Raw genomic sequence first — 13,331 nt, 5'->3', positions numbered from 1 at the left:
CGGCACTCCTCTGTTCCCCCGGGGAGCGATCAGTGTAGGCGCGGCCGTCGCCGGGCGTAACCGTTCCGGTGTCATGCTCTGTGGCCTCTTGGCCGGTATCAGACCCCTTCCGTCAGAACCTTCTCAAGGGCCCCGAGAGCTGACCGGAGTTCCTCGCCGGTGATGGTCAGCGGCGGGGCCAGGCGGATCGTCGAACCATGGGTGTCCTTGACCAGAATCCCTTCGCGCATCAGACCCTCACTGATCTCGCGGCCGGTGCCGATGGCGGGGTCGATGTCGATGCCCGCCCACAGCCCGCGCGAGCGGAATCCCTCGACGCCCTTGCCCACGAGCGCCGCGAGGCCGCCGCGCAGCACCACACCCAACTCGGCTGTACTGCGCTGGAATTCACCGGTCTCCAGCAGCCCGATGACGGCCGAACCGATCGCCGCCGCGAGCGGATTGCCGCCGAACGTCGAGCCGTGCTCGCCGGGCCGCAGTACTTCCAGCACGTCCCGGCGTCCGACCACCGCGGAGACCGGCACGATGCCGCCGCCGAGCGCCTTGCCGAGCAGCAGCAGGTCCGGGACGACGCCCTCGTGCTCGACGGCGAGGGTGGTGCCCGTGCGGCCCAGGCCCGACTGGATCTCGTCCGCGATGAACAGGCAGCCGGTACGGCGGGTCAGTTCGCGTACGCCGGTGAGGTAGCCGTCGTCCGGGATGACCACGCCCGCCTCGCCCTGGATGGGCTCGATCAGCACGGCCGCCGTGCTCTCGTCGACGGCCGCTTCGAGCGCGGCGAGGTCGTTGTACGGGACCACACGGAAGCCGGGCGTGAAGGGGCCGAAACCGGTGCGGGCCGTCGCGTCCGTGGAGAAGCTGACGATGGTGGTCGTACGGCCGTGGAAGTTGTCGGCGGCCACGACGATCGTCGCCCGATCCGGCGCGACGCCCTTCACCTCGTACGCCCACTTGCGGGCCACCTTGATGGCGCTCTCCACCGCCTCCGCGCCCGTGTTCATCGGCAGGACCATGTCCAGGCCCGTCAACTCGGCCAGGGACTCGGCGAATTCGGCCAGCCGGTCGTTGTGGAAGGCGCGCGAGGTGAGCGTCAGCTGGTCGAGCTGGCGGTGCGCCGCCTCGATCAGCACGGGGTTGCGGTGGCCGAAGTTGAGGGCCGAGTAGCCCGCCAGCATGTCGAGATAGCGGCGGCCCTCGACGTCCTCGACCCAGGTCCCCTCGGCGCGGGCGACGACCACGGGCAGCGGGTGGTAGTTGTGCGCGAGGACGGGGGCCTCGGCGCGGATGAGGTCGGCGGACGTACGCGTACGCGGGGGAGCGGTCATGAACGGATCTCCTGAGTGCAGCACTTGATGCCGCCGCCGGCCTTGTGGAACTCCGAGAGGTCGACGGGGACGGGGACGTAGCCGTGGCCTGCGAGCTGGTCGGCGAGCGCCTCGGCGCGCGGCGCGATGAAGACGTGGCGGCCGTCGGAGACGGAGTTGAGGCCGAAGGCCAGCGCGTCCTCGCGGGTCGCGCGCACCGCGTCGGGGAAGAGGCGGGCCAGTACCTCGCGGCTGCCCGGCGAGAACGCCTCCGGGTAGTACGCAATGTTTGCTTCGTGCCCGTCGTCGAGGACGAACAGCGCCGTGTCCAGGTGGTAGAAACGCGGGTCCACCAACTGGAGGCTGATCACCGGGACGCCGAAGAACTCCTGCACCTCGCGATGGGCCTCGCGGGTGGTACGGAATCCGGTGCCGGCCAGGACGTACCGGCCCGTGGGGACCAGATCGCCCTCGCCCTCGCACACCGACTCGGGGCGGTAGACGTCGAAACCGGCCGCCTTGAACCAGGTCTCGTACGCGGTGGACTCGGGACGGCGCTGGGGCGCGTGGAAGAGCGAGCCGAAGACGCGGCCCGCCAGGACGAGCGCGGAGTTCGCGGCGAACACCATGTCCGGGAGATCCGCGACCGGCTCCACGGAGTCGACGGTGTGGCCGTGGGCACGGTAGGCGCGGATCAGCGCCTCCCACTGCCCGCGGGCGAGATCGACATCCACCGGTGTGTCCGGGTGCATCCAGGGGTTGATCGCGTACTGCACGGCGAAGTGTCTGGGGTCACAGACGAGAAAGCGCCGAGGGCGCGGCACACGGCTGTCGGGCACAGAGAGGTTCCTCCGCTTCCTGCGGTGTCGACTGGGGATGCCTCCACGGTAGGAAACGGGGGATACAGGCGACAAGCGACGAAAGCTGCGCGTGTACGCAGCTTTACTGCGTAGTTCTGGCGGTCAGCGCACGGTTCATGCGTCGGTCGGTGCGGCGTGGGTCGCGCCCGCCTCCGGGGCCTCCGGCAGCAGGTGGGACAGCACCATGTAACTGATCGTCTTCCGGATGAACGGCTCGATACGGATCCGCTCCAGGACCTCCTCGAAGTGCTCCACGTCGATCGCCCGCACGTGCAGCAGCGCGTCCGCGCCCCCGGTCACGGTCATCGCCGCGGTGATCTCCGGATGGTTGCGCACGACCTCCGCGAGCCGCCGGGGCGGCGCCGCGCCCTCGCAGTACACTTCGACATACGCCTCCGTGCGCCAGCCGAGCGCCGCGGGCTTCACGGTGGCCGTGAAGCCGGTGATCACGCCCGTCTCGCGCAGCCGGTCGACGCGGCGCTTGACCGCGGTGGCCGACAGGCCGATCGCCGCGCCGATCTCGGCGAAGCTCGTCCTGGCATTGGCCATCAGGGCCGTGATGATCTTGCGGTCGAGGTCGTCGAACATCGCGGGCTTGCTGTTCATGGCGGCACTGTATCCAGCGGCAACGTCCACGCCCCGCACATGTCCAGGTGTACGAATCGCTCTTACACTCCACTCTCATGCTGCGCTCGCTCGCCGTCGACGACGAACAACCGTCCCTCGAGGAACTCCTCTATCTACTGAACGCCGATCCACGGGTCAGCAGCGCCGAGGGCGCGAGCGACGCGACCGAGGCGCTGCGCCGGATCAACCGGGCACTGGAGTCGGGACCCGACGGGCCCGAGGCGATCGACGTCGTCTTCCTCGACATTCACATGCCGGGCCTGGACGGGCTCGACATGGCCCGGCTGCTCACCGGGTTCGCCAAGCCGCCGCTCGTCGTGTTCGTCACAGCCCACGAGGGCTTCGCCGTGCAGGCCTTCGACCTCAAGGCCGTCGACTATGTACTGAAGCCCGTACGCCGGGAGCGGCTCGCCGAGGCCGTACGTCGCGCCGCCCAACTCATCGACGCCGCCCCGCTGATACCCGTGCACGAGCCCGACCCGGACCAGATATCCGTCGAACTCGGCGGTGTGACGCGCTTCGTGGCCGTCGAGGACATCACCCACGTCGAGGCGCACGGCGACTACGCCCGTCTGCACACCGCCCAGGGCAGTCACCTCATCCGCATCCCGCTGTCCACCCTCGAAGAGCGCTGGCGTTCCCGCGGCTTCGTCCGCATCCACCGGCGCCACCTCGTCGCCCTGCGCCACATCGGCGAACTCCGCCTGGACGCGGGCACGGTGAGCGTCCTCGTCGACTCCGTCGAACTCCAGGTCAGCCGTCGGCACGCCCGCCAACTGCGCGATCTGCTGCTGCGCCGGACCACGAGCTGAGGGGGAACGACATGCCGCAGGACCCGACCGAACGTCGCGTGGTCGTCACCGGAGTGCCCCGGCGCACCCGCCGGACGTCCGGCTACTACCGGCCCAGGACCGAGATCGACGAGCAGACCACACTCGGCCACACCTATGTCCGCTCCCTGATGCGCAGTCAACTACGGGTCGCGCTCACGGTGTTCGCCGTCCTGATGCTGCTCGTCGGCCCGCTGCCCCTGGTCTTCGCCGCGCTGCCGGACGGCGCGGGTCTGGAATGGGCCGTGCTCGGATTTGGTGTGTACCCGCCGCTGGTGCTGCTCGCGCGCTGGTACGTGCGGCGCGCGGAGCGCAACGAGAAGGACTTCGTGCGGCTCGTCGAGGACCGCTGAACCGTGGATCAGAACTACGCCGTTCCCGCAGTCGCCCTCGTGGTGGTGTCGACCGTCCTGGTAGGCGCGTTCGGCCTGCGCATCTCCCGCACCACCTCCGACTTCTACGTCGCCTCGCGCACCGTGGGACCCCGGCTCAACGCGGCCGCGATCAGCGGCGAATACCTCTCCGCCGCCTCCTTCCTGGGTATCGCGGGCCTCGTGCTCGTCCAGGGCCCGGACATGCTCTGGTACCCGGTCGGGTACACGGCCGGCTATCTCGTCCTGCTCCTGTTCGTCGCGGCCCCGCTGCGCCGCTCGGGCGCGTACACACTGCCCGACTTCGCGGAGGCGCGGCTCGGATCTCAGGCGGTGCGGAGGCTTGCCGGCGCCTTCGTCGTCGGGGTCGGCTGGCTGTATCTGCTGCCCCAACTGCAGGGAGCGGGGCTGACATTGGCGGTGCTGACCAACGCGCCCGACTGGTTCGGCGGGGTGCTCGTCGCCGTCGTCGTGGTCGCCACCGTCGCCGCCGGCGGGATGCGCAGCATCACCTTCGTGCAGGCCTTCCAGTACTGGCTCAAGCTCACCGCCCTGCTGGTCCCCGCCCTCTTCCTGGTCCTCGCCTGGCAGGCCGACGGGGCACCGCGCGAGGCCTTCGACGAACCGGCGACCTTCCGCGAACAGCGGATCGTGCGCGTCGAGGACACCCTCGACCTGAAGCTCTCGCGTCCGCTGGTCATCACGGCGACGGGCAGCGTCGACGGTCGCCGGTACGAGGACGAGCGCGTCCGACTCCCCGCAGGCGCCCACCACATCGAGCGCGGCACCCGGTTGGCCTTCACCAAGGGCGACCCGGTACCGGTGGCCGACCGCGGCAGCAACGGCGGCATGTCGACCTCGCTCGCCGCAGGCCGCGAGGAACGCCCGCTGTACGCCACGTACGGACTGATCCTCGCCACCTTCCTCGGCACGATGGGACTGCCGCACGTGGTCGTCCGCTTCTACACCAGCCCGCACGGTGTCGCCGCCCGCCGCACCACGGTCGCCGTGCTCGGCCTGATCGGCGCCTTCTATCTCCTCCCGCCCCTCTATGGCGCGTTGGGCAGGCTGTACGCCCCCGAACTCACCCTCACCGGGAATACGGACGCCGCCGTACTGCTGCTGCCCGACCGGATGATCGGCGGAGTCGGCGCGAACCTCCTGGGCGCGCTGGTGGCGGGCGGGGCCTTCGCGGCGTTCCTGTCCACCGCGTCCGGACTGACCATGGCGGTGGCCGGCGTGCTCACCCAGGACGTGCTGCCCTCGCGCGGGGTACGGCACTTCAGGCTCGGCACCGTGCTCGCCATGGCGGTGCCGCTCGCGGCGAGCGTCCTGGTGGGCGGGCTGCCGGTCGCCGACGCCGTGGGGCTCGCGTTCGCCGTGTCCGCGTCGTCGTTCTGCCCGCTGCTCGTCCTGGGCATCTGGTGGCGGCGGCTCACCCCGCCGGGTGCGGCCGCCGGAATGCTGGTCGGCGGTGGCTCCGCGCTGGTCGCGGTGGGCGCGACCATGGCGGGCTATCCGGGCACGGGCTCGCTGCACGCCCTCCTCGCCTGGCCCGCGCTGTGGTCGGTGCCGCTCGGCTTCGTGACGATGGTGCTGGTGTCACTGGCCACGGCGGGCCGGGTGCCGGTAGGTACGGCGGCGATTCTGGCGCGGTTCCATCTGCCGGAGGAACTCGCCGGGGGACAGGTACGCGCGGAGGCCGAGGCATGAGCGGGTTCCTGGCGGGGCTCTGCGTCGCCGTACTCCCGCTGCTCGCGGCCGGATTCTGGCTCGGCAGGCGCACCGCGCGGCCCGAGAGCCTCGGCGGGCTCGGCACGCCCGTCGAGCACGCCACCTTCCAGACCCTGCACACCGCCTCGCTCGCCGCGCCCCCGCTGCGCGCGGGCCTCACCGAGGAGACGGCAGGACGCTCCGCGCGACGGCTGCGCACCCTGCTCGGCACGGACGCGCTGTGTCTCACCGACCAGGAGACGGTCCTCGCCTGGGACGGTGTGGGGGCACATCACCGCAGCGAGATCATGGAGCGGCTCGGCGGCCCGCTGGAGACCGGCCGCGGCGAGGCCTTCCGGCTCACGTGCGACGAGCCGGACTGCCCGCTGCGCTGGGCCGTCGTCGCGCCGCTCACCGTCGACGAACGGGTGCACGGAGCGCTCGTCGCCTGCGCGCCCCGCGAGTCCGCCGTCCTCGTACGGGCCGCGGGCGAGGTCGCCCGCTGGGTCTCGGTGCAACTCGAACTCGCCGACCTCGACCGGTCCCGTACCCGGCTGATCGAGGCCGAGATCAAGGTACTTCGCGCCCAGATATCCCCGCACTTCATCTTCAACTCGCTCGCGGTGATCGCCTCGTTCGTCCGCACCGACCCCGAGCGCGCCCGCGAACTGCTCCTCGAATTCGCCGACTTCACCCGCTACTCGTTCCGCAGACACGGTGACTTCACCACGCTCGCCGACGAACTGCACGCCATCGACCACTACTTGGCCCTCGTCCGGGCCCGCTTCGGGGAGCGTCTCTCGGTCACCCTGCAGATCGCGCCGGAGGTGCTGCCGGTCGCGCTGCCGTTCCTCTGCCTCCAGCCGCTCGTGGAGAACGCCGTCAAGCACGGCCTGGAGGGCAAGACCGACAAGAGCCACATCAGCATCACGGCGCAGGACGCGGGCGCCGAGGCCCTGGTCGTCATCGAGGACAACGGCGCCGGAATGGACCCCGACCGGCTGCGCCGCATCCTGTCCGGAGATGTCAGCCCCTCGGGCGGCATCGGGCTGTCCAACGTCGACGAACGGCTGCGCCAGGTGTACGGGGACGACTACGGCCTCGTCATCGAGACCGCGGTGGGCGCGGGCATGAAGATCACCGCCCGGCTGCCGAAGTACCAACCGGGCGTGCACTCGGCGGGACGGCTGCCCAGGGAGTGAAGGCCGGGACGGCTGCGCAGAGAGTGAAGACCGGGACGGCTGCCCAGAGAGTGAAAGTCGGGGCGGCTGCCCAGGCGGTGCCTGTCACGTGCTGGGCGAGGCCACCATCCCGAGCGTGATCAGACCCAGCACCACCCAGCCGAACCACAGCCAGCCGTTGCTGCCGAGCGCCACCGTATAGGCCGTCACGACGACGAGCCCGCCCACGGTGAGCACCCCCATCGTCTTCGTCGAACCGGGCATCGCAGCACCCTCCTCCAGGCGGGTCCGCGACGCGGGCCGTGGCCTTGGGCCCATTTTCACCCGGCGGGAGGCGGTTCGCCAGGGCCGGGCGGCCTACTCGGCACCGTGCATCAGCGTCTTGTCCAGGTGCTCAATGCTGCAGACCACCAGGTAGTACCCGTTCGCCCACCGTGTTGCGCTGCGCAGACCATGACTCCAGTAGACGTCGGAGCTGTACCGGTAATTCTCCGGCGGGGCGTCCTTCGCGCACTGTTCGTCCGCCTTGGCGTTGGCGGCATCGCCGGACGCGTCGGTCTTCAGGTGCGTGATCTGGACGACCCGTCCCGCGTGGTCCTTGTCGCAGGCGACCAGTTCGTAGTGCGTGTTGGTGAGTGCGTCACCGTCCACGTGGCCGACGCAGTCCTCCTTCTGTATCTGGGCCGGGTCCTTGAAAGGCGTCCCGTACGAGCGGTGGTTTCCGAGTGGGCCGTACACCGGGCCGTGCTCTCCGACCAACAGGCACGCGACGTTGCCGCCGGTGGTGTCGAAGCCCTGGCGCGTGGGCACGACGGCCATACTCTTCACGTTCCACGCGAGCTTGCCCGCCGTCTCCTTCGTCCGCTCCTCGCACACGTCCGAGCCCCGGCGCTTGGCGACCTCGTAGGTGGGAGCCTTGTACAGCTCCATCACCTGCCCGTCGGGGGACTCCTTGCAATCAGGGCTCAGCTCCAGACGTGGGACACCCGCCACGGACGCGGGGGACGGGATGCCGCGGACGCAGTCGCCCGACCGGAGCGGTTCGGAGAGTCCGACCGCGTCGCCGTACGGCAGTACGGCCTTGCGCGCCATCGCGTACCAGACTCCGCCCGCGGTCAGCCCCAGTGCGAGGAGCAGCGCCGCCAGTCCCTGCAGGACGCGGTGGCGCTTGCGCCGCCGCCTGCCGGTCCCGGTCCCGGTCCCGGTCCCGGGGACAGGGGTGCCCGGCGCTCCGTACCAGGGCGGGCCGAAACCATGGGCGGGCTCCGGCGGGGCCGCGGACGGCGCGCCAAAGCCGCCGGCCGACCGCGGAATGCCGGGGGCGCGCGGACCGATGCCTTCCGTCGGCTGTGGAATGCTCGGGGTCGGCGGGCGGATGCCCTCCGCCGACTGCGGGGTGTACACGAGTGGTGCGGCGGAACCTTGCGCCGTCGGGCTGTACCAGGCCGGTGTGGCGAAGCCCTGGTCCCGCGCCGGGCCGCCGGAGCCCTGCCCCGGAGGTGTCGGACCAGGAGTCCCGTCGGAGGTGACGAGCCCCGCCCACGGCGGCTGTGAGCTCGTGTCGACGTGGGTCGGCGGATGGGGCTCGGGCGTGATGATCCGGGCCAGGGCCGCCGCCGCGTCCTCCGCGGAGATGCGCCGGGCGGGATCCTTGACCAGCAGTGCCTCGACGACCGGCCGCAGGGCCCCGGCCCGGGCCGGCGGCGGCGCCTCCTCCAGGACCACGGCGGTGAGCGCGGCGAGGTCGGTGTCGCGGTCGAACGGTCCGAAGCCCTCCACGCCGAAATACAGGGTGCAGCCCAGCGAGAACAGGTCGGCCGCCGCGGTCGGCGGCCCGCCCGTGGTCCGCTCCGGCGCCAGATAGCCGACCGTGCCCACCAGCATGGACGTCCTCGTCCAGCGTGTCTCGTGCGAGTCCGGCTGGACGGAGATGCCGTAGTCGGTGAGCAGGATCCGGGAGCCCGGCATGCCCGTGCGGTCCGGGGCGAGCAGGATGTTGGCGGGCTTGACGTCCCGGTGCATGATGCCGCGCTCGTGCCCGGCGGTCAGCGCGTCCAGGACCGCGAGGCCGATACGGGCGCACTCGTCGGGGGCCAGCGGGCCGCGCCGGTGCAGCCAGCCGCGCAGATCCTCCGCGCCCGCCACATACTCCATCACGATCCACGGCAGGCCTTCGTGCTCCAGGACGTCGTGCACGGTCACCACGTGCGGGTGCCCCCGCAGCACCGCCGCGTGCCGCGCCTCGGCGCGGGCGCGCGCGATGCGGGACTCGTGCTCCTCGCCGCCCTCCGGCATGTTGCGGAACCTGATCTCCTTGAGCGCGACATCGCAGTCGAGCCGCTGGTCGCGGGCGAGCCAGACATGGCCCATCCCGCCGGAGCCGACCTGGTCGACGAGCAGATACCGGCCGGCGATGATCCGGCCCACTCCCGACTGCGGTGATCCTGGTGCCATCCGGTTGCTCCCCGGGTTCTGCGCTGGTTCGTACGCGGGTCAGGACATGACTCCGGTGAGCCCACCGGAGTCGGTCGCGTCGGTCGCGGCGGGGTCACCGGACACGGAGTCGCCGGCGCCGGGGTCGCTCGAGGCCGGGTCGCTCGACGCGGGTGCGCTGCTGGCCGTCGGCTGGGTGGAGGCCGGGTCGCTCGTGACGGACTCCGACGGGGTGGCCGCCTCGCTGGTCGGGATGTCGGGCGGAGAACTGCTCGACGCGGGCGGCGAGTCCGTCCCGCCGCCCGAACCGGGCGGTGTGGACGTCCCCGGCGACCCGGTGTCGCCGCCCGAGGGCGATGCGCCGCCCGGTGGCGAGGACGAGGAGCCGGACTGCGGCGGTGGCGTCGTGTCGGTGCCCGTACTCGACCCGTCGGTGCCCGTACTCGACTCGTCGGGTCCGGTGCTGGACTCATCGGGTCCGGTGCTCGACCCGTCAGGGCCCGTGGTCACCCCGCCGGAGTCCGGGGGAGAGCTCTGCCCGCCGGTGTCGTCGGACTGCACGAACAGCGTGACGGGCGCGCCCCACTCCAGCGTGCTGCCCTCGACGGGCTGGGAGGCGGTGACCTGGGCGTCGTCGGGCGGCAGGGAGCCGCCGCCGTATTCCATGGCGAGCCCCGCGTTCGCCAGGTTCTGGGTCGCCTGGGCGAACGTCATGGAAGTGACGGTCGGGACGGTGTGTTCCGCGTGGGTGTCGAAGGACGTGTCGCCACCGCCGATGCCGAGCTCGCGGGAGATGCCGTGGTCGGGGTCGTTGACGTCGATGAGTTGGAGCTGGTTGATGTCATGGTTCCCGGGCGGCGGCTCGACGACCACGATGTGGTTCTTCTGATAGCCGGGCCACTGCTTGTTTCCGCCCTTGAACCGCACCTTGGTCTTTCCGACGGCCTTCTTGTAGGGACGCAGCGGATTACCGCACGAGCACTTCACCGCGGGCAGTCCCTGCTGGTCGACCAGAATCGCGATCCCCGTCTGCAGCAAGGCGCCGAAGGGGACGGCCTTGCCGTTCTTGTACTCGTGGTTCGTCGCGAGAGTGTCGTGGCGCAGTACGACCGGTGTGAGTCGATCGATATAACTCGGTATCTCGGCGGTGGTGATATTCAGGATCCGTGCCCATTCCCGCGCCTTCGCGGAGTTCTCGGGTGCGGTGAGGAATTTCTTCAGCTGCGTCACGACACAGGTGCCGGGCTTGGTCGAGCCGCCGAACTCGCCGGTGGCCCCACCGCCATCATCCTGTCCAGTGCCACCACCTTGTCCTGTGTCACCACCTTGTCCTGTGCCACCACCTTGTCCCGGCGAGCCGTTGTCCCCGCCGGTCGCACCCCCGTACAACCCCGGATTGTTGCTGGCCTGCACGCCACCGCTCGGTCGTGCCTCAGGGAGGTGGATGTCCTTGCCGAGCTTGCCGTCCTCCTTGAAGAAGGGATTGGCCTGCGAAATCCCGGCAGCCACGGCCCGCACTACGAACAATTGATCGGATTTGCTGCACCCGCTGACTATCAGCACGGAAACCAGCACCAGAGCCATCCTGCGGGCCGCCGATATCCCAGCCCTTTGCATGGACGCGCGAAATGTCATGACCGCTCCCCCTGCGGTTTCCCCCGTGGACCCCGCAGACCGGAAGCTGGACTTCAGACACAGACCGGACGCGGAGCTTCGCATCTCATGCTACTGAACGGAAATGCCTTTCACGCAAGGTGAATCGCAAAGTTAATTCAGCGACCGCGTGCGTTGAGTGAGGCCAGATATGCGTTGTACGCCTCGAGTTCCTTGTCGCCGTCCCGGTCGGCGGCCCGGTCCGTGCGGCGGGCCTGCCGCTTCTCGGAGGCGTACCACTGGAAGAGCAGCGCGAGCAGTACGAGGACGGAGGGGATCTCGCTGAACGCCCAGGCGATGCCGCCCGCCGCGCTCTGGTCGGCGAGCGCGTCGATGCCGAGCGAGGCGGGCGGGTTCTTGTACGTGGCGACCATCGGCTCGGACCCCATCATCAGCGCGATGCCGAAGAACGCGTGGAACGGCATGCCCGCGAACAGCTCCAGCATCCGCATCAGATAGCCGGGGCGGTGCGGACCCGGGTCGACGCCCATGATCGGCCAGAAGAAGACCAGGCCGACGGCGAGGAAGTGACACATCATCGCGATGTGTCCCGCCTTGGAGCCCATCAGGAAGTCGAAGATCGGCGAGAAGTACAGCGCGTACAGGCTCGCGATGAACAGCGGGATGGTGAACGCGGGGTGCGTGATGATCCGCATATAACGGCTGTGCAGGAACATCAGCAGCAGCTCACGCGGCCCCTTGTTGCCGCGTTTCGCCGCGACCGGCAGCGCACGCAGCGCCAGCGTGATCGGCGCCCCGAGCAGGATCAGGATCGGCGACAGCATGCTGATCACCATGTGCTGCACCATGTGCACGCTGAACATGACCATTCCGTAGTCGTTCAGCTTGGTGCACATCACGAGCATCACGGTCAGCACGCCGATGACGAAGGCGACGGTCCGCCCCACCGACCACTTGTCGCCGCGCCTGGCCAGCCGCACGACCCCCCAGCCGTACAGGCCGAGCCCGAGCAGGCAGGCGACGAGGAAGAACGGGTCCGCGGACCACTCGAGCCCCCGCCCCAGCGTGAACGGCGGCAGATCCATGGTCATGCCGTGCCCGCTGTGATCCATCCGCCGGCTCCTGTTTCGTACGGGTTGTGCGCTGTCTGTCCGCACCAGAGTAGAACTGCCCCCGGCCGCAGCTGCGACCGGGGGCAGTTCCAGCTACGTACGGATCAGAGCACGCACTCCGCCTCGGCGTACCGCTCTTCGGGCACCGTCTTCAGCGTCTCCACAGCCTCCGCGAGCGACACCATCACGATGTCGGTCCCCCGCAGTGCGGTCATCTTGCCGAAGTCCCCACGGTGTGCGGCCTCCACGGCGTGCCAGCCGAAGCGGGTGGCGAGGACACGGTCGTACGCCGTCGGCGTGCCGCCCCGCTGCACGTGCCCGAGGATGACCGGCCGCGCCTCCTTGCCGAGGCGCTCCTCCAGCTCCAGCGACAGCTGCCGGGCGATCCCTGCGAACCGCTCGTGCCCGTAGACGTCCTTGCCACCCTCGTCGAAGGCCATGGTGCCGGCCTTCGGCTTGGCGCCCTCGGCGGCGACGACGATGGCGAACCGCTTGCCCGCCTCGAAGCGCTCGCCGACCTTGGCGGCCAACTCCTCGATGTCGAAGGGGCGTTCCGGTACGACGATGGCGTGCGCGCCGGCGGCCATTCCGGAGTGCAGCGCGATCCAGCCGGTGTGGCGGCCCATGACCTCCACGATCAGCACGCGCTGGTGGGACTCGGCCGTCGTCTTCAGCCGGTCGAGGGCCTCGGTCGCGACGCCGACGGCCGTGTCGAAGCCGAAGGTGACGTCCGTGACCGCGATGTCGTTGTCGATGGTCTTCGGCACGCCGACGATCGGCAGGCCGCTGTCCGAAAGGAGCCGGGCCGCCTTCAGCGTGCCCTCGCCGCCGATCGGGATGATCGCGTCGAGGCCGAGCTCCTGGACATGCCCCTTGGCCCGCTCCACGCCGTCACGCAGATGCGCGGGCTGGACCCGGGAGGAGCCGAGCATGGTGCCACCGCGCGCCAGGATGCCGCTCACCGCGTCGAGGTCGAGCTTGAGGTAGTCGCACTCCAGAAGGCCCTTCCAGCCGTCCCGGAAGCCGATGACCTCGTCGCCGTGGTCCACGACGGCGCGATGCACGACGGACCGGATGACGGCGTTCAGACCGGGGCAGTCGCCGCCGGACGTGAGGACACCAATGCGCATAGCCCGAAATACCTTCTCAACGTGGGCCGGGGACCGGACCACGCTGTCCGGCAAGTAACCCCGCCACCCTACCGGCGGGAGGGGGCGGGGCCGTAGCGGGCGTCCGCCTGCTGGACGCCCCCGCACACGTGAGCGGAGGCCCTGTCAGACGGGCTG

12 protein-coding genes are annotated in these 13,331 nt (G+C 70.3%); 4 read left to right on the top strand and 8 right to left on the bottom strand.

Annotation, left to right across the window (positions count from 1 at the left end):
- Positions 1–98: 98 nt before the first annotated feature.
- From rocD to ACZ4WS_RS34920, 3 genes are all read right to left on the bottom strand, one after another.
- A complete protein-coding gene (gene rocD, locus ACZ4WS_RS34930) occupies positions 99–1,325 on the bottom strand; it encodes an ornithine--oxo-acid transaminase (RefSeq protein WP_467986823.1) in 1,227 nt (408 codons plus the stop codon).
- The gene (gene ddaH / locus ACZ4WS_RS34925) at positions 1,322–2,143 is read right to left on the bottom strand and encodes a dimethylargininase (RefSeq protein ID WP_467986822.1); all 822 of its coding nucleotides are present in this window, start codon (positions 2,141–2,143) and stop codon (positions 1,322–1,324) included. The genes rocD and ddaH overlap by 4 nt, the downstream gene beginning before the upstream one ends.
- A 135-nt stretch (positions 2,144–2,278) precedes the next feature.
- Positions 2,279–2,770, bottom strand: a complete 492-nt coding sequence (locus ACZ4WS_RS34920) for an Lrp/AsnC family transcriptional regulator (protein ID WP_467986821.1) — start codon at positions 2,768–2,770, stop codon at positions 2,279–2,281.
- A 77-nt stretch (positions 2,771–2,847) separates the two neighbouring features.
- On the opposite strand from ACZ4WS_RS34920, the gene ACZ4WS_RS34915 reads away from it, so the two are divergent.
- Genes ACZ4WS_RS34915 through ACZ4WS_RS34900 form a run of 4 tightly spaced genes read left to right on the top strand, consistent with a single transcriptional unit; the run spans position 2,848 to position 6,907 of the window.
- Complete coding sequence (locus tag ACZ4WS_RS34915) at positions 2,848–3,603, top strand: LytR/AlgR family response regulator transcription factor (RefSeq protein WP_467986819.1); 756 nt, start codon at positions 2,848–2,850, stop codon at positions 3,601–3,603.
- 11 nt (positions 3,604–3,614) lie between these two features.
- Entirely contained in the window at positions 3,615–3,974 is a 360-nt protein-coding gene (locus tag ACZ4WS_RS34910; RefSeq protein ID WP_467986817.1) for a hypothetical protein, read from the top strand.
- Between the two features lie 3 nt (positions 3,975–3,977).
- On the top strand, positions 3,978–5,705 hold the full coding sequence (locus tag ACZ4WS_RS34905; protein ID WP_467986816.1) for a sodium/solute symporter: 1,728 nt from the start codon (positions 3,978–3,980) through the stop codon (positions 5,703–5,705).
- Complete coding sequence (locus ACZ4WS_RS34900) at positions 5,702–6,907, top strand: sensor histidine kinase (RefSeq protein WP_467986815.1); 1,206 nt, start codon at positions 5,702–5,704, stop codon at positions 6,905–6,907. Before ACZ4WS_RS34905 ends, ACZ4WS_RS34900 begins: the two co-directional genes overlap by 4 nt.
- 84 nt (positions 6,908–6,991) lie before the next feature.
- Here ACZ4WS_RS34900 and ACZ4WS_RS34895 read toward each other — a convergent pair whose 3' ends face one another.
- The 5 genes from ACZ4WS_RS34895 to ACZ4WS_RS34875 all read right to left on the bottom strand — a co-directional run bounded on the left by ACZ4WS_RS34895 (position 6,992) and on the right by ACZ4WS_RS34875 (position 13,175).
- Entirely contained in the window at positions 6,992–7,150 is a 159-nt protein-coding gene (locus ACZ4WS_RS34895; RefSeq protein WP_467986813.1) for a hypothetical protein, read from the bottom strand.
- A 93-nt stretch (positions 7,151–7,243) separates the two neighbouring features.
- Positions 7,244–9,340, bottom strand: a complete 2,097-nt coding sequence (locus tag ACZ4WS_RS34890) for a serine/threonine-protein kinase (protein WP_467986812.1) — start codon at positions 9,338–9,340, stop codon at positions 7,244–7,246.
- A gap of 39 nt (positions 9,341–9,379) precedes the next feature.
- Positions 9,380–10,828, bottom strand: a complete 1,449-nt coding sequence (locus ACZ4WS_RS34885; protein ID WP_467986811.1) for a DUF6777 domain-containing protein — start codon at positions 10,826–10,828, stop codon at positions 9,380–9,382.
- Positions 10,829–11,091: 263 nt separating this feature from the next.
- Entirely contained in the window at positions 11,092–12,045 is a 954-nt protein-coding gene (locus tag ACZ4WS_RS34880) for a cytochrome c oxidase assembly protein (protein WP_467986809.1), read from the bottom strand.
- Positions 12,046–12,149: 104 nt separating this feature from the next.
- Positions 12,150–13,175 carry a 6-phosphofructokinase gene (locus ACZ4WS_RS34875; RefSeq protein WP_467986808.1) on the bottom strand — a complete coding sequence of 342 codons (1,026 nt, stop codon included), beginning with the start codon at positions 13,173–13,175 and terminating at the stop codon, positions 12,150–12,152.
- Positions 13,176–13,331 lie beyond the last annotated feature (156 nt).

This window comes from Streptomyces sp. NPDC029292 (assembly GCF_055569295.1).
The sequence above is the reverse complement of the archived record's forward strand: the minus strand, read 5'-3'. Positions and strand labels throughout refer to the sequence as shown.

Bases quoted from the DNA above. Each gene is read 5' to 3' on its own strand.
- rocD (WP_467986823.1), bottom strand. From the start codon at position 1,325: ATGACCGCTCCCCCGCGTACGCGTACGTCCGCCGACCTCATCCGCGCC.
- ACZ4WS_RS34880 (WP_467986809.1), bottom strand. From the start codon at position 12,045: ATGGATCACAGCGGGCACGGCATGACCATGGATCTGCCGCCGTTCACG.
- ACZ4WS_RS34900 (WP_467986815.1), top strand. From the start codon at position 5,702: ATGAGCGGGTTCCTGGCGGGGCTCTGCGTCGCCGTACTCCCGCTGCTC.
- ACZ4WS_RS34920 (WP_467986821.1), bottom strand. From the start codon at position 2,770: ATGAACAGCAAGCCCGCGATGTTCGACGACCTCGACCGCAAGATCATC.
- ACZ4WS_RS34890 (WP_467986812.1), bottom strand. From the start codon at position 9,340: ATGGCACCAGGATCACCGCAGTCGGGAGTGGGCCGGATCATCGCCGGC.
- ACZ4WS_RS34910 (WP_467986817.1), top strand. From the start codon at position 3,615: ATGCCGCAGGACCCGACCGAACGTCGCGTGGTCGTCACCGGAGTGCCC.
- ACZ4WS_RS34895 (WP_467986813.1), bottom strand. From the start codon at position 7,150: ATGCCCGGTTCGACGAAGACGATGGGGGTGCTCACCGTGGGCGGGCTC.
- ACZ4WS_RS34915 (WP_467986819.1), top strand. From the start codon at position 2,848: ATGCTGCGCTCGCTCGCCGTCGACGACGAACAACCGTCCCTCGAGGAA.
- ACZ4WS_RS34875 (WP_467986808.1), bottom strand. From the start codon at position 13,175: ATGCGCATTGGTGTCCTCACGTCCGGCGGCGACTGCCCCGGTCTGAAC.